This window comes from Mucilaginibacter metallidurans, from assembly GCF_003286435.2.
In the GTDB taxonomy this organism is placed as follows: Bacteria; Bacteroidota; Bacteroidia; order Sphingobacteriales; family Sphingobacteriaceae; genus Mucilaginibacter; species Mucilaginibacter gossypii.
The window spans coordinates 3,051,740-3,067,377 of sequence record NZ_CP043449.1 but is presented as its reverse complement, the minus strand read 5'-3'; the positions used below and the strand labels follow the sequence as shown (position 1 = coordinate 3,067,377).

General features: G+C 42.6%; 13 protein-coding genes. 5 read left to right on the top strand and 8 right to left on the bottom strand.

The annotated features are described in order from the left end of the window. Positions 1 to 78 precede the first annotated feature (78 nt). Complete coding sequence (locus DIU38_RS13055) at positions 79 to 2,361, top strand: GH92 family glycosyl hydrolase (RefSeq protein WP_112655389.1); 2,283 nt, start codon at positions 79 to 81, stop codon at positions 2,359 to 2,361. A gap of 190 nt (positions 2,362 to 2,551) precedes the next feature. Here DIU38_RS13055 and DIU38_RS13050 read toward each other — a convergent pair whose 3' ends face one another. Both DIU38_RS13050 and DIU38_RS13045 read right to left on the bottom strand, forming a co-directional pair. Next, positions 2,552 to 3,166, bottom strand: a complete 615-nt coding sequence (locus DIU38_RS13050; protein WP_112655127.1) for a trimeric intracellular cation channel family protein — start codon at positions 3,164 to 3,166, stop codon at positions 2,552 to 2,554. 55 nt (positions 3,167 to 3,221) lie between these two features. Then, positions 3,222 to 4,457 carry a dicarboxylate/amino acid:cation symporter gene (locus DIU38_RS13045; RefSeq protein WP_112655125.1) on the bottom strand — a complete coding sequence of 412 codons (1,236 nt, stop codon included), beginning with the start codon at positions 4,455 to 4,457 and terminating at the stop codon, positions 3,222 to 3,224. Positions 4,458 to 4,626: 169 nt separating this feature from the next. Between DIU38_RS13045 and DIU38_RS13040 the strand changes: the two genes are divergently transcribed. Next, positions 4,627 to 5,202 carry an HD domain-containing protein gene (locus DIU38_RS13040; RefSeq protein ID WP_112655123.1) on the top strand — a complete coding sequence of 192 codons (576 nt, stop codon included), beginning with the start codon at positions 4,627 to 4,629 and terminating at the stop codon, positions 5,200 to 5,202. Positions 5,203 to 5,214: 12 nt separating this feature from the next. Next, positions 5,215 to 6,069: a YitT family protein gene (locus tag DIU38_RS13035; protein ID WP_149354093.1), complete on the top strand. Its 855-nt coding sequence runs from the start codon at positions 5,215 to 5,217 to the stop codon at positions 6,067 to 6,069. Positions 6,070 to 6,391: 322 nt separating this feature from the next. Here DIU38_RS13035 and DIU38_RS13030 read toward each other — a convergent pair whose 3' ends face one another. From DIU38_RS13030 to DIU38_RS13020, 3 genes are all read right to left on the bottom strand, one after another. Further along, complete coding sequence (locus DIU38_RS13030) at positions 6,392 to 7,435, bottom strand: adenylate/guanylate cyclase domain-containing protein (protein WP_176844457.1); 1,044 nt, start codon at positions 7,433 to 7,435, stop codon at positions 6,392 to 6,394. Next, positions 7,435 to 7,683, bottom strand: coding sequence for a response regulator (locus DIU38_RS13025; RefSeq protein WP_208809235.1), 249 nt, complete (start codon positions 7,681 to 7,683; stop codon positions 7,435 to 7,437). The genes DIU38_RS13030 and DIU38_RS13025 overlap by 1 nt, the downstream gene beginning before the upstream one ends. A 191-nt stretch (positions 7,684 to 7,874) precedes the next feature. Continuing rightward, positions 7,875 to 9,266 (bottom strand): sensor histidine kinase, encoded by a 1,392-nt coding sequence (locus DIU38_RS13020; protein WP_112655119.1) that lies wholly within the window; start codon positions 9,264 to 9,266, stop codon positions 7,875 to 7,877. 223 nt (positions 9,267 to 9,489) lie between these two features. Between DIU38_RS13020 and DIU38_RS13015 the strand changes: the two genes are divergently transcribed. Then, on the top strand, positions 9,490 to 11,154 hold the full coding sequence (locus tag DIU38_RS13015) for an ATP-binding cassette domain-containing protein (RefSeq protein ID WP_146750318.1): 1,665 nt from the start codon (positions 9,490 to 9,492) through the stop codon (positions 11,152 to 11,154). Next, the gene (locus tag DIU38_RS13010; RefSeq protein WP_112655115.1) at positions 11,147 to 12,208 is read left to right on the top strand and encodes a glycosyltransferase family 4 protein; all 1,062 of its coding nucleotides are present in this window, start codon (positions 11,147 to 11,149) and stop codon (positions 12,206 to 12,208) included. Before DIU38_RS13015 ends, DIU38_RS13010 begins: the two co-directional genes overlap by 8 nt. Positions 12,209 to 12,241: 33 nt before the next feature. Here the strand turns inward: DIU38_RS13010 and DIU38_RS13005 are convergent, their stop codons facing one another. The 3 genes from DIU38_RS13005 to DIU38_RS12995 all read right to left on the bottom strand — a co-directional run bounded on the left by DIU38_RS13005 (position 12,242) and on the right by DIU38_RS12995 (position 15,384). Beyond that, positions 12,242 to 13,342: a glycosyltransferase family 4 protein gene (locus DIU38_RS13005; protein ID WP_112655113.1), complete on the bottom strand. Its 1,101-nt coding sequence runs from the start codon at positions 13,340 to 13,342 to the stop codon at positions 12,242 to 12,244. A 145-nt stretch (positions 13,343 to 13,487) separates the two neighbouring features. After that, the gene (locus tag DIU38_RS13000; protein WP_167516163.1) at positions 13,488 to 14,627 is read right to left on the bottom strand and encodes an amidohydrolase family protein; all 1,140 of its coding nucleotides are present in this window, start codon (positions 14,625 to 14,627) and stop codon (positions 13,488 to 13,490) included. Positions 14,628 to 14,631: 4 nt separating this feature from the next. Next, positions 14,632 to 15,384, bottom strand: coding sequence for a class I SAM-dependent methyltransferase (locus DIU38_RS12995; protein ID WP_112655109.1), 753 nt, complete (start codon positions 15,382 to 15,384; stop codon positions 14,632 to 14,634). Positions 15,385 to 15,638: the final 254 nt, after the last annotated feature.

Here is a 15,638-nt window from a genome sequence, read left to right as displayed (position 1 = left end):
AAAAGACTGGCTATATCAAGCCAGTCTTTTATATTTACGGCAGGTAAAACGTTTCATCAAAAATCAAATATCAAAACAATGAAAAAAGCCCTGGTACTTATCACATCAGTGTTGTTGGCATCCGGTACTTTTGCTCAGCAGGTAAATAAGGTTACCGATCCTGTTGAATACATCAATCCGTTGATGGGTACCGACTCGCACTACGACCTTTCAAATGGTAACACTTATCCCGCTATTGCCCTTCCCTGGGGGATGAATTTCTGGACACCGCAAACCGGTGTTATGGGCGACGGATGGGCGTATACTTACGATGCGCACAAGATCCGCGGTTTTAAACAAACCCACCAGCCATCACCGTGGATGAACGACTACGGGCAGTTTGCCATTATGCCGGTTACCAAACATGCAGTAGTAGGCCAAAATAAAAGGGCAAGCTGGTTTTCACACAAAGCCGAAACTGCCAAACCATACTATTACAGTGTGTACCTGGCCGATCATGATGTAACTACCGAAATTACTCCAACTGAGCGTTCGGCACAGTTCAGGTTTACTTATCCTAAAACTGATAGCTCCTTTATCGTTATTGACGCACTGAACAAAGGCTCATACGTAAAGATCATGCCCGATCAAAAGAAGATTGTAGGCTATTCAACCAAATATGCGCGCGGCCCGCTTAAAAATTTTAAGAACTATTTTGTTATTTATGTGGATAAGCCAATCACCTATGCACATACTTTCAGCGATACTACGCAAGCTGATGGCCTGGAGCTAAAAGCTGAACATGCAAGCGCTCTGATAGGTTTTAAAACTACGCAAGGCGAAAAGGTTCATTTGCGCGTCGCTTCATCATTCATCAGCATTGAACAGGCCGAGTTGAACCTGGAGCGTGAGCAGGGTAAAGACAGCTTTGATGTAACTTGTCAAAAGGCAAAAGCTGTTTGGAACAAAACCCTAAACCACCTGCAAGTTGAAGGCGGCTCTGTTGATCAGATGCGTACCTTTTACTCATGCTTTTACCGCATGGTATTTTTCCCGAACAAATTGTATGAGATAGATAAGGATAATAAGATTGTACACTATAGCGCATCGACAGGTAAAGTATTCCCGGGTTATAAATTTGCCGGTACCGGCTTTTGGGATACCTTCCGGGCGCTATATCCCTTCCTGAACCTGGTTTATCCATCCATCAATAAAGAAATGCAGGAAGGCCTCATCAACGATTATAAAGAAGGTGGCTGGTTGCCTGAGTGGTCGAGCCCGGGTTATTCGGCGGTGATGATCGGTAATAATTCGGCTTCGGTAGTTTCTGAAGCTTATTTAAAAGGTTTACGCGGGTATGATATCAGTACTTTGTGGGAAGCTTTGGTGCACGGCGCAAATAATGCCGGTCCGCAGGCTACCGGCAGAGAGGGAGTGGAGTACTATAACAAATTGGGTTACGTGCCTTATGATGTTAAGATTAATGAAAACGCAGCCCGTACTTTAGAGTATGCATATGATGATTTTGCGATTTATAAATTAGGCAAGGCACTGGGCAAACCCGAATCAGAGATTGGCATTTATAAAAAACGTGCCATGAACTATAAAAACCTGTTCGATCCGGAAACAAAATTGATGCGTGGTAAAAACCAGGATGGTACTTTTGAAAAACCATTCAGTCCGTTTAAATGGGGTGATGCCTTCACCGAAGGTAACAGCTGGCATTACAGTTGGAGCGTTTTCCAGGATATGCAGGGCCTGATTGACCTGATGGGCGGCAGGCAGAAATTTATCGCCAAACTGGATTCGGTATTTACCATGCCCCCGGTATTTGACGATAGCTATTATGGTGAAACCATTCACGAGATCCGTGAAATGCAGATCATGAATATGGGGCAATACGCCCACGGCAACCAGCCTATTCAACATATGATTTACTTGTACAATTATGCAGGTGAACCATGGAAAACCCAGTTCCATGTGCGTGATGCTATGGAGAAGTTATACAAAGCTACTCCGGATGGTTATTGTGGCGATGAGGACAACGGCCAAACATCGGCATGGTATGTGTTCTCGGCTATGGGCTTTTACCCGGTAACTCCGGCCAGTGATCAGTACGTTTTGGGTACACCACTGTTTAAGAAAATTACGCTAAACCTTGAGAACGGTAAAAAGGTAGTGATCAATGCAGCTAACAACAGTCCGGCTAATAAATATATCAATACGTTAAACCTTAACGGCAAGCCATATGATTTGACCTGGTTAAGCCACTCGGAACTTAAAAAAGGAGCTGTGCTTAACTTTAATATGGTACCTAAGCCTAATAAAATAAGAGGTGTGAAGGTTAGTGATGTTCCGTATTCGTTGAGTACGGAGAAATAGCCCAAGCCCCTAACCCCTAAAGGGGGAACAATGGTGGATATTAAAACAACAAAAGTGAGGTAAACCTCGCCTTTGTTGTTTTAATATTCTAACTGCCGCGGCTTTCAGCCCGTGGTGAACCATCGTGTCAGCTTTCAGCTGACGTAAAAACAAAATCCGAAATCGAAAATCCCAATTCCGAAATCAAGAATTAATGCCATTCTTCCCGGTACACAAATTTGGGCATTTGCCAGTTATATTTAATAGAAAGTAAACGTAGTGCAAGACCAATAATACAAGCTATTACAATTGCCACTCCATTGGGGGCACTCACATGTTCGAGACCTAAATAGCATGCCCCAGTTACAATGGATGCACTGGCGTAAACCTCCTTACGGAACAGCAAAGGTACTTCATTACACAAAACATCGCGAAGCACACCGCCTGCACAGCCGGTTATCATGCCGCTTAGCAAAATGATAAGCCAGGGCAGATCAATTTGCTCCGCTATCTGGCAGCCGATGATAGTGAATACCACCAATCCCAAGGCATCAAGATAAAGAAACAGCGTTTTCATTTTGGTCATGAGGCGGGCAATAATAGCGGCCAATATGGCTGCGGCAGCTGTAATCACTAAATATTCGGGGTGTTCAACCCAGCTCATGGGGTAATGATTAAACAATATGTTGCGAACGGTGCCGCCGCCTAAAGCTGTAACCCAGGCTATGATACAAACACCAACCCAATCCATATCTCTTCGCCCGGCGGACAATGCGGCTGTCATTGCTTCCGCAATTATGGCTATAATGTAGAGAATGTGAAGCATACAGGTAGTGAAGGGTTTATTTATACGCCAATATAATAAACCTTTATTGAATATGCTATAGTTCACCCTTAGCGGGGGGCGGTTTCATCCAGTCTTTTCCTTCCGTAAAGCGTGCCACCAGCATGGCAGCGGCCGTATCGCCGGTTGCATTTAACAATGTGGCCATTGGGTCAACCAGTGTACCAATAATAATAGCCGGAGGGAGCGCTTCGGGCGGGAAACCATAGGCCGAAATAAAAAGTAGCTCGCCGATATAACCGCCGTTAGGAATGCCACCTTCAACCAGGCTTACTAAAACTGTCATAGCAAGTGCTATGATAATAGTCTCGGCATTGTCAAAGCTTTTACCAAACAGCGCAAACACTACAGCCATTTTTACTATTGATGAAATGCTTGACCCATCTTTGTGCAAAGTGCCGCCAAGCGGAATGGTAATATTGGCAATAGCATTAGAGATCCCCATTTTTTTTGCGGCATCCAAATTTGCCGGTATGGTTGCGATGCTGCTGCAGGTTCCCACTGCTGTAGCCGACGGAACAATATTGTTTTTCCAATATCGTTTAACCGCACCAATACCACCGGCAATAAAGGCGTAGAGGCTGAATATCGCCAAATAATAAAACGCGCCAACGCTATAATATAAAGCCATAGAACGTGCGTAACCTCCAAACAATTGTGGACCGAACACGCCAACCTGGTAAGCAAAATAAGCACCCAGGCCAATGGGGCCAATCCTCATAATGAGGCTGAATATATTTTTGAACACCTCGTTGCCGCTATGTAAAAAGGCTGTAAATGCTTTGCCTTTTTCGCCTGCGTGCAGAGTAGCAAAGCCGGTGATCACTGCAAAAATGATCATGGCCAGCATGCTTTTGCGGGATAACAGCTGGTAAAACTCGCTGGTAGTAAAAAGGCTTGTTAACTGATCTCCGAATGGTTTTTTGGTGATAGCTTCAGTTATGGGGCTGGCAACAAGGTGCTGATGGATAGGGAAGATCCAAATAGCTATAATGGTAACCATGGCAGCTACTAAAACAGTCGACACAAATACCAGCGAAGTAACGCCTAATAATTTGCCCAGTTTTTGCGAACTATCCAATGCTGCAATAGCCGATGCTATGGCAAAGAAAACCAGCGGCACAACGGCAGTGAACAGCAGGTTCAGGAAAATATCACCAATAGGTTTAATCACTTCAACTTTATTCCGTAAAACTGCCCCGGCGATACTTCCAATAATAATGCCTGTTAGTAATAAGATAATGCCTTTATAGTTTTTAAACCAGCTGTTCATTGTGCTAAGATAATTGTTTAAGCTCTGTTTTATTGTAGAGACAATTGCCGCTTTAAATATTTATTTCGATCATGCAATGATGACCTGTACGAGGGAGACGCAATTATGCGTCCTTGTGTGTATTCGTATATTTCTTAAATTAATATATTAGCGCCATTATAAATACTGAATGCAGGTAGAACAAGCCAGGGGCTTTATCCTCGACAAAATAAAGAAAGAGCTCCCCAAACATTTTCATTACCATAATGCTGATCATGCGCTTGATGTTTATACTGCTGCAAAACAAATTGCGGCGGGTGAGGGGATAATCGGAGACGAACTGGAGCTATTACTTACGGCCGCTTACTATCATGATTCAGGTTTTTTGTTCGGTCAGGTCAATCACGAGGCTGGTTCATGCAAAAATGCGAGGCAATATCTGCCTGATTTTGCTTATACGAGTGACGAAATTGAGCAGGTTTGCGATATTATTATGGCAACCAAAATGCCGCAAAGCCCTCACAATCATTTGGGCCAGATAATTTGTGATGCCGATTTGGATTATTTGGGCCGAAATGATTTTTTTATCCTCAGTAAAAGGTTATTTTCGGAACTTGTAATTACAGATCACCTTGAATCGGAATTGGAGTGGGACAGGCAGCAGGTGAAGTTCCTGCAAAGCCATCATTACTTCACCCAAACGGCGCTCAGGCTCAGGGCTGAAGGTAAAAACGAGCATTTGAAAATTATCACAAAAAAAATTTAAATACTGCTATTAATGACACAACCGGGTTTGAAAATTGAAGAAATTTTAAAAGACGTAGTCACAGTAATTATCGGCATTTTATTTTGCGGTTTTGCACTTAAAGGCTTTTTAGTACCCAACAGCTTTTTTGATGGCGGGGTAACCGGTATCTCATTGCTAATTCATGAGCTTTATCATTTCAACATAGCCTATGTAATAATTATAGCCAACATCCCTTTTATTATTATGGGGATGTTCCAAGTTAATAAATCATTTGCGCTAAAAACGCTTGCCTGTGTAATTGGACTTGGCCTGTGCCTGCAGTTTATAGAGTACCCGGTTATAACTCAGGACAAATTGCTGGTATCTATTTTCGGCGGTGTATTTATGGGCCTGGGTGTGGGGTTATCGATAAGAGGAGGCTGCGCGTTGGATGGTATCGAGATATTAGCTTTATACACACTGAAACGCAGTAGTTTTACTATCAGCGAGATTATTTTGGGTATCAATATCATTATTTTCCTGATAGCGGCCGTTGAGTTGGGTTTACAAACAGCATTATATTCTATTTTAACTTATTACACTGCATCACGAACAATAACGTTTGTAATAGACGGATTAGAGGAGTATACGGCTGTAAATATCATTTCGGGCCAAAGTGAGATTATTAAGGAAAGACTGGTTATGGAACTCGGTCGCGGAATCACCATTTACAAAGGCGAACGTGGCTTTATGAAAGAAAGTTTTGATGTTCACCAGCCGGTTGATATTATCTTTACGGTAGTAACCCGTTTGGAAGTACGCAGGTTAAAAAACCTCGTACATAGCATTGACCCAAAGGCATTCGTTTTTACAAGTAGTATTAAAGAAGCCGCAGGGGGGTGTTGAAGAAGAAGGTGAGGGATCATTAATTGGAAGTTCTAAGTATTTAGTTTCAAGTCATAAGTCGTTTACTGCTAAAAACAGCAATGCCATCCCAAAAGGATGACATTGCTGTTAATAACAAAACTACTTCGGGTTTAGCGGAGCGTAACCTGGAGTGGGCATTACTTAAGCTTCCAGCTTAAGCGCAAAAGATTAGAACACCAACAACGGCAGATTCTCGCCATGTGTTCGTTATCTATAGTTTAAGTGATGGGATGGATGAAGTCGGAAACTTCAATGATGCTACACGGGTTACGCTACGCTAAACCCGCGATAGTTATTTTTCTTAATCCACCACCTCGTAAATCTCCACCGGTTTTAACTTGTTCTTGAGGCTTACCTCACCAATTTTATTGAGGGCGAAAGATCCTTTAGCCTGTTCATATACATCGGCACTAACGATGATCTGGTTGGCTTGTGCTACTGTTTGCAGGCGCTGAGCCAGGTTTACAGCATCGCCTATTACAGTATAATCTAATCGTTTTAAGGTGGCCGAACCGATATTACCCGAAATCATCTCGCCCGAATTAATGCCAATTGAAACAGAAGGCTTAAAAGTTTTATCACCCGCCTGGATTTCATCGGCCTCGTGCATTTTATCGCGAACAGCGAGGGCTGCGTCAATAGCCCGGTCCAGGTGATATTCACCGCGGAAAACGGCCATTACGGCATCACCCATAAACTTATCTATGTGGCCATTTTGAGCAATGATTTCTTGTACCATTACATCAAAGTACTTATTGATCATGCCTACAACAGTGTTGGCTGCAACATGCTCGGTTATGGCGGTAAAGCCGCAGATATCAATAAATAGCACAGTGGCCTCGATAGTTTCATTACTCAAAAGGCTGTTCTCAAACTCCTTATGGGTCATGAAGTTAAGTACATTTTCATCAACATACATCCGCAGGATATTGTTCTCCTTAATAGCCTGCATGGTTTTCTTAAGCTCGATAACGTGTTGTAAAGTTTTCTCAATAGTAATGTCAAGATCTTCGAAGTTTACCGGCTTACAAACAAAATCAAATGCACCGCGGTTCATGGCCGTGCGGATATTATCCATATCGCTATACGCAGAAACCATCACTGCTTTTAATATCGGATTAGCATCGGGAAGTTTGGTAAGCAGGGTTAGTCCATCCATTTCAGGCATATTGATGTCGCTTAAAACTACATCAATATCGGGGTGGGAGGCCAGTTGAGTTAACGCTTCAAAACCATTTTGGGCAAATACAAATTCATACACGCCTTCCCGTATCTTTTTCCTGAATTTTTGCCTGATCAGTAATTCCAGGTCCTGCTCGTCATCTACTACCAGTATCTTGGCCATTATTGTTCTAAGTGTTTAAGTTTGTCTTTTAAGTTGCTAAAATCAAGCGGCTTGGTTAAAAAGTCGTCGGCTCCAAGTTCCATTGATTGTTTATAGTTTTCATCATCGCCGTAAGCGGTAATCATCATCACTACCGGCGGTGGTTTTTCGTAATGCTGCCTGATGTTGCGCAATAGTTCAAGTCCGCTCATACCCGGCATATTGATATCAGATAAAATTAGTATAACCTGCGAGTGGTGGTCTTCCAAAAAATGAAGAGCCTCTTCACCTGATAGTGCGAAATTGAACTCTATCCGCCGCTTTTGATCTCTTTCCGGAAACGTTGTAAAAACAAGGGTTGAACATCGGCCTCGTCGTCAACAACAAGTATTTTCATAGTACTTCAAAGTTAAATTTTTGTGTGGTTTTATTGGTGGTTAAACGCAAAAATTACCCGCGTTTAACTTTGGGCAACATTGCCAACAGGTATGCAAATTACAAACCGCGCAAACTCGCCTTCGGCGGTTTCAACCTTCAGTTCGCCACCGTGCCCTTTGGTAATAATATCATAGCTCATGGAAAGGCCAAGCCCGGTGCCCTGCCCGGTAGGTTTGGTGGTAAAAAACGGCTGGTAAATTTTATCCAGCACTTTTTGCGGAATTCCAGTGCCATTATCTTCCACCGTAATTTGTACCATGTTAACACCCGATGGCGATTTCACTTTTTGGGTATTAACCGTTACCGTTGGATCATAGCCTTCGCCCAAAGCCCGTTTCTTTTCGGTAACAGAATAAAACGAGTTGTTAAACAAGTTAAGCAGCACGCGGCCCAAATCCTGCGGAATAGCTTCTATTTTACCCAGATCAGGATCAAAACTGGTTTTCATGCCTGCATTAAATGATTTATCCTTGGCACGCAGACCATGATAGCTTAGTCGCAGGTATTCATCGGCAAGGGCGTTGATATCAGTGGGCTCCTTTTTACCAGTTGTAGCACGCGAATGCTGCAGCATGCCTTTTACGATGGCATCGGCACGTTTGCCATGCTGGTTTATTTTGCTCAGGTTTTGGGTAATGTCGTTAATAATATCGCCCGCATCTTCCTTCACATCGTCGGGCAGTTTGTCAAGTACTTCGTCCTTTAGTTCCTCAAGCAGTTCAATGCTTACCTCGCTAAAGTTGTTCACAAAGTTCAGCGGGTTTTGAATTTCATGTGCAATACCGGCAGTGAGTTCACCTAATGAAGCCATTTTTTCCGATTGGATCAGCTGCGCCTGGGTGCTCTTAAGCTCGGACAGGGTCTGCTGTAATTCTTCTGTTTGGCGGGTAAGTTCGGCTGTGCGCTCACGAACTTCGCTTTCAAGGTTTACCTTCATGGCGGCCATCATGCGGTTTTGCTCCTGCTCGGCAAAGCGTTGTTTGCGCTCATTTTCAAGTGCTTTGGTTTGTTTGCGACTGATAAGCCAAAGCGAAAATGCCCAGATAAGCGAAAACATTACCAGGCTTTGTATCAGGTTATCGTGATTGTCGTAAAAATTAGGGAACCATTTTTCCAATAAGTCTTTTATTAAACCGGCAATTGCATAAGGAATCAATGCAAAAGCAAGTTGTTTGCCTGATTTCAGGTCTTCGATATAATAGGGTGATATGACAACCCCTAAGAAAAACAAATGGGAGAGTATCATAGTCAGCCTCTCGCCGTGGTCAAAACTTACACCAAACACAAATATGGCAATAGCAATATAATAGCCTATGTTAAGGTATTTGTTCCATTTGGTTAGCAGCCCGTCGTTCTTCAGGTGCCTCCTGAATTGGGTGATCACAAATACGGCAAGGAAAGGTTCTAAACTCATGAAGGTTGTTTTACTTCTTTTATAAATGCGAAGCCGAAATTTAACAATTTTATAGAGATTATTAAACTATGCCTGTGATTTATCAAAAGTAACAGCTTAAACAATTTACTTTGATTGCTTGTCGGGCATTTTATCCCCCTTTATAAAGCAACCTTAAAGGTGCGTAAAACGTAGTTAACAATGAAACCAGTGATGAACCTGGTTTTATTGTTTTATCATCCTCTTGAAGCAAATTTTAAAAAGTATTCTGCTCATCCTTGATCGATCTGAAAAGCGGAGGCTCGTCAGGTCAATTATTGTCGATATTGTTATCGCCATGTTGGATGTTGCTTTTTTAGGCTTACTGCTGTTGATAGTTAATTTTTATTCAAAGCGAGAGCTGGGAAATAATTATATTTTTTTACCGGCCGGCTTTGCCAATAATAAATCATTGTGGCTTATCGGTATTTTTCTGGTGCTTTTTGCGATAAAAAACTGTATTGGTTTCTTTGCGCAAAATGCGCAGCAGCATTTTTTTTACAGGGTGGCGTCAAGGCTGTCCGAACGTAATATCAGGCATTATCTTGATGCAGGTTTTGATCAGTTTATTCACGTTGATTCATCTATCCATATCCGGCGAATCAGCCAGCAGCCTATCGAGTTTAGCCATTACATCCTCAACAATTTTCAGCAAATAGTATCTCAAACGGTATTGATCCTTTTTACTATTGGGGCTATTGTGTTCTATCACCCGGCCTTGTTTGTTTTGTTGTTTGTGTTGCTGCTGTCGCCTGTCGTGGCTTTGGGCTGGTTCATTAAAACCAGGCTAAAATTTATCAGGGCACAGATCAAAACTGTGAGCGAAAAAACGCTTCAGCATTTAAACGAATCCTTATCAGGTTACGTGGAGAGCAATATTTATCAAAAAAATGATTTCTTTAGTCGTCGGTTTTTTAGCTACCAACAGCAGCTTAATCAAAATATAGCTTCACAGCAAACCTGGCAAAACCTGCCTTCACGGTTGATGGAAGTATTTGCCGTTCTGGGTTTTTTTATCCTCATCGCTGTAAATAAATTAACGAGCGATACTCCGATGGTTAGTATCCTGACCATTAGCATTTTTGTGGCGGCAGCATATAAGATCATCCCCGGTATTGTAAAGATCCTGAACAGCAGCGGGCAAATGAAAACCTATGAATTTATCCTGGCCGATCTCACAGTTGAACAAATTGATAAACCACAGGTTAAGGAAGTTGTTGACGAACAGATTTGGTCATTGAAATTTGAAAAAGTAAGTTTCAGTTATTCGGACAAAACTATTTTGGATGAGCTTTACTTTGAGATAGCTCCCGGTGATATTATGGGCATTTCGGGGAACTCAGGGAGGGGGAAAACTACTATCATTAACCTGTTAACCGGTTTTTTGGAGCCGACACAAGGGGACATTTATATCAATAAAAAAATTGCTACTGCGCCAATGCGCCGGCTTTACCGTAAAAACATCTCCCTGGTTAAACAACAACCGTTTTTTATATATGATACTATCCTGAAAAACATCATCCTTGACGATAAAACTGCCGATGAGCAAAAGTTAACCAGTGTACTGGAGTTTTGCGGATTAAATAAGCTGGTTGCGGATTACCCAGAAGGCACAGCTAAAGTTATTACCGAAAACGGCAAAAACATCAGCGGCGGTCAGCGCCAAAGGATCATGCTGGCCCGGGCGCTTTATCATAATCACGATCTGTTAATTTTAGATGAGCCGTTCAGTGAAATGGATACAGATGCGGAAAATGAATTGTTAACCAAATTGAGGCAACTGACCCGGCAGGGGAAAATGATCATCCTGATTACCCATAACAAGGCCAGCCTGGCTATCTGTAATAAAGTGATCTCGCCCAATGGATGATAACCGTAAAAAAGCATTGCTTATCCTGAGCCCCGGTTTCCCAGAAAGCGAAGCCGATACTACCTGCTTACCACCCCAACAAGTTTTTGTACGAGCATTAAAGGCCGAAAATCAGGAACTGCATATCATTGTGCTAAGTTTTCAATATCCCTTTTTCGCTGCCGAATATGATTGGCATGGTGTACGGGTGATCAGTTTTGGAGGAAGAAGCCGTGGTAAATTATTCAGGCTGAATACCTGGCTAAAAGTATGGCGAGTTTTAGGGCATTTAAATAAGCAATACCAAATAATGGGCTTGTTAAGCTTTTGGCTTGGCGAATGTGCCTTTGTTGGTCATTATTTTGCCCGGATAAAAAATATTAAGCACCGCTGCTGGATGCTTGGGCAGGATGCTAAAGCCGGGAACAAATATGCTAAGTGGATAAAGCCAAAAGGAGAGGAGCTGATAGCGCTGTCGGATTTTATTGTGATGGAATTCACTAAAAACTATCATGTGAAACCACTGAATGTTATCCCTGTGGGAATAGATATTTCATTATTTGGTGATTTATCTGCCGGAAAAGACATTCATATTTTAGGGGCAGGGTCACTTATTTCCTTGAAACGGTTTCACCTGTTTATAGAAACTGTTGCCATGCTGAAGCAGTATTACCCGGATATAAAAACGGTAATATGCGGCGACGGCCCTGAAAAGGAAAAGTTAATAAAACGAATTAAATCAAAGCAACTTGAAAGTAACGTAACCCTTGCAGGCGAACTACCGCATCACGAAGTGCTTAAAATGATGCAGCGCTCGAGAGTGTTATTTCATCCTTCGGAATATGAAGGCTTCGGCGCCGTTTGCCTTGAAGCCCTGTATGCGGCAGCCGAGGTGGTAAGTTTTGTTAAGCCGATGGATAATGATATTACCAACTGGTATATTGTAAATAATATGGAAGAAGCCGGGCAAACTATCTGTTGTATTTTGGATGAACCGGATTCGGGGAAGAAAAATGTATTGGTTTATGACATCAGGGATAATGTGAGGAAGATGATGGAGGTGTTTGAACAGTAGATTGGATTTGCGACCGGTAAAGGCAAGCAGTGCTTAAAGGCTTTGCACTATGCTCTCAACCCTCTCGGCAATAGCCTCAAACGATAAGTTTTGCTTATAATATTCAATGCATAATCTCCGCTTTTCTGCAACATTCATTTGTGTAGTTTGCAGAAGCGCATCAAGTAATGCAGCTTCATTTCCCGGTTCGTATAATACGCCGCATTCCCCATTGTTAGTGATCATCCTGAACGAAAGGATGTCTGTAACCAACGGCACGCACCCGCATGACATGGCTTCGCAAATAGCGGTGCCGCTGCCTTCATAATGTGAGCCGGAGAGGATGAAATCGGCACTGTTGTACCAGTATAATAAATCGGCGTGAGGAACTTCGCCAATTAATTCAATGGCTTCTTTATGGGGAGATGAGTTTAACAATTCGTTGATCTTCGGCAGTAACTCTTCGGTATGGTAGATCATAAAGAGCTTTGCCCCGGGCGAACTTTCGGCGAATTTCAAAGAGGCTTTCACCACGTTTAACGGATCTTTATTTTCGTTTAAACGGCCTACCCATAAAAACACCGGGTTGCCTTGTGCACCTGTTTGAGAGTTGGCTTCCAGGCGGCTTATAGGATAAAAAACAGAGGAAACTTCCATTACCTCATGTATTTTACCGGGCGATTTGAGGTTGCCGGCGGCAATCCATTCCATCCCCATGTCATGCGATGCAAACAAGTTGGCGTTAACCAACCGGTCGGCTGCCCGCTGAAGTAGTTTTTTTAAACCGGTGAAAGGTTTTTCAGCATGATTTTGTACAATGACCTTTACTTTGCGGCCAAGCATAAGTCGTAACTGGATAACCTGCAAGGGGAAATGCAAACCATGTACTATTACCACATCGGGTTTAAGGCTTTTAATATACAAATGCAAAGCCCACGGAAAATATTTGAGCGCCGCTTTTGGGTATCTTCTGAAATGGTAGTTAACCCCGTTTTGTGTCAGTTCACCTTCGTAATTGATTTGTTCAATGCTGATCACCTCGTTGCTTTTGGCCAGGGCATCTAATATGCCGGTATACATGTTAATGCGCTTTAACCAGGCCTGTGGCTGGTTAAACTCTTTGGTGTACACATAACTGGCTAAAACGTATCTCATTTAAAAAGTATTAATCGTGGCAAAAGCAAATGCTATTTTTATTTAGCGGTATCAAGGTCTTTATCCAACCCCAAAACGTGGCATGCACTATCCCTTAAATAAATCGCTTTGCGTTTCGATTTTGACCATATTTTTTTGATGATATTCATGCGGCAGGCAGGGCTGGGTAAGGTATGGGAAAACCGGCATCCGGCTTGTATCCTTTTATTTCGGCTATTAAACCAGGGATATCGCCCATCACGTATTTGAAATGGTTGCCGGTAAAGACCTTACTGTAATTTTGGGTAATTATACCCGTAAGCTGGTGATAAAGCGATTCATCAAACAGCAAAATCACGCCCTTATGCATCACCAGTAAAATATCATTGGGTGTTATATTATAAAAAGCCTGCAAACCAACTTTGCCTTTTGCTTTGGCTATTACAATATCGGCATCAAATCCGCTGGTAATGCTGCCACTATTTAGTTCCCAGGTTTGGGCAGGGGATGAAGTAAGAGAGCTGTACAATTCATCATCATTAAGCATTTGGGTTTTACGCGCAAGGCGAATGTGATGCCAGATGTCCCAATGCCCGGTAAGTGTGCTATCTGTGCCAAATAAAATCGTTGTTTTGCTTTTTAGCTCATCAATGGCCGCTGTTTTATTAAGCAGGAAATAGTTTGATTCGGGGCACCAAACCAGGGCTTCGAAATGTTTGGCTTGTTGAGGATCCATAGCTACTCCATGGATCCCGATGAGTTTACGCTTAAGGATATTCCATTTAATTAGTTCATCTATTTCGGTATGAGCGATATCGTTTGTGCCCTCGCCTATATGGATCACCGCCGGCTTATTTATTTTAAGCGGGTTATTGAGCCGTTTTTTCCAGTTTTTTTCAAACCGGACAGAGTGGATACTCTGGCAATTATCAAATATAGTGATGAGAGGATCATTTATGGTAGCTTTTTCCCCGTGGTTTACTACTGTGGTAACGCCGCAAAGCAGGTTTTTATAAACGCCCCAGCGTTCGCGCAGGGCAATAGGGATTTTTAGCACAGATGCAATCTCACCGGCGTAAACGCGGTGAATGTGTTTTCCCCATTCGGTATAACTTTCATAGGTTTTGTTGCCAAGCTGCGGAAAAAGATTAAAATCAAGATGGTCATGCGAGTTGATCAGGCCCGGAAAAGCAATGGCATTCACAAAGGTTAGCTGTTCGTGGTCATCAGTATGTGAGGGGGAAACCTGTTTTATTTTACCCTCGCTTATACTTATGCTCACCACGGCATCGTTTCCCGGTATCATGACCTTATTCAGTACCATCAGTTCTCGTCAAGTGCAACCCGTAAATAATGGGGAAGCCTTTATATTTATCATAAACATGAAGCGCGTTTTTATTGGCATAATAATGCTTCATGGTTTCATCTATTTTAATTTCTTCTTCGGCAATTAGCTTAAAACCGTTGTTTAGCAACAGATCATTAATGGTATTTACGGAGTGCACATAATTTTCGACCGCTATAAAGCTGCTGCCATGTTTAAATGTCCGCTTGCCGCCGTTTGCCAGTGTCTGCGGATGGAAATCGGTAATAATGATGTCGCCGGTCGGTTTCAGGATCCGCATCCAGGCCTGCAAGGCAACTTCAATATTTTTGATGTGCGCAACGGTAAGTGTTGAAACTATGGTGTCAAAACTCCCCGATGGCATGTCACCGAACAGGTCGTCGGTAATTCGGTAAATATTTGCCGATGGAAACTTTTGCTGTAAACGGGCCAGCATCCCGGCAGATGTGTCAAAGCCTGTTAACCGCCCCGGATTTAGCGCAAACATCTTTTCCCAATGTCTGCCGGTACCGCAGCCAATATCGGCCACGTTTTTACCGGCGATAACTGTATCCGTAACCAGGCGGGGAAACAAAACTTCATCCAAATCGAGCATCAGGTTGCCGGGCTGCTTATCATAGTTTTCGGCCCAGATGTCATAGGCATCAACCGAGTTTTTTTCCAGGATGTTGGGCGGAAAAAAACGTTGCTTAATATAATTTTTTACAGTTTGGATCACAGTTCCGGGGGTATTTAATTAAACCTTATATCAGCAGATACGGCTGTTAAATAATAATGGTTGCCAGCTATTTTATTTATAAAGGCAGGCAACCTGTGTGAAAGCCAGGGCGTATTTATTAGTGTGAAAGTGATAGTGTAGAAGCTCAGATTAATTGTTGAATGGGCAATCCCCTCATTTGTGATTGGGTATGGCAGTGGGTTTTATTTTGTGTGCAGACTTTGTAATGGCAGGGGTGCTTTACAGGTTGCTTA

What these genes read in the sequence shown, in the direction of transcription:
- DIU38_RS13000 (WP_167516163.1), bottom strand. Translation starts at nt 14,627, where the DNA reads ATGATACCGGGAAACGATGCCGTGGTGAGCATAAGTATAAGCGAGGGT.
- DIU38_RS13010 (WP_112655115.1), top strand. Translation starts at nt 11,147, where the DNA reads ATGGATGATAACCGTAAAAAAGCATTGCTTATCCTGAGCCCCGGTTTC.
- DIU38_RS13055 (WP_112655389.1), top strand. Translation starts at nt 79, where the DNA reads ATGAAAAAAGCCCTGGTACTTATCACATCAGTGTTGTTGGCATCCGGT.
- DIU38_RS13020 (WP_112655119.1), bottom strand. Translation starts at nt 9,266, where the DNA reads ATGAGTTTAGAACCTTTCCTTGCCGTATTTGTGATCACCCAATTCAGG.
- DIU38_RS13040 (WP_112655123.1), top strand. Translation starts at nt 4,627, where the DNA reads ATGCAGGTAGAACAAGCCAGGGGCTTTATCCTCGACAAAATAAAGAAA.
- DIU38_RS13030 (WP_176844457.1), bottom strand. Translation starts at nt 7,435, where the DNA reads ATGGCCAAGATACTGGTAGTAGATGACGAGCAGGACCTGGAATTACTG.
- DIU38_RS13005 (WP_112655113.1), bottom strand. Translation starts at nt 13,342, where the DNA reads ATGAGATACGTTTTAGCCAGTTATGTGTACACCAAAGAGTTTAACCAG.
- DIU38_RS13035 (WP_149354093.1), top strand. Translation starts at nt 5,215, where the DNA reads ATGACACAACCGGGTTTGAAAATTGAAGAAATTTTAAAAGACGTAGTC.
- DIU38_RS13050 (WP_112655127.1), bottom strand. Translation starts at nt 3,166, where the DNA reads ATGCTTCACATTCTCTACATTATAGCCATAATTGCGGAAGCAATGACA.
- DIU38_RS13045 (WP_112655125.1), bottom strand. Translation starts at nt 4,457, where the DNA reads ATGAACAGCTGGTTTAAAAACTATAAAGGCATTATCTTATTACTAACA.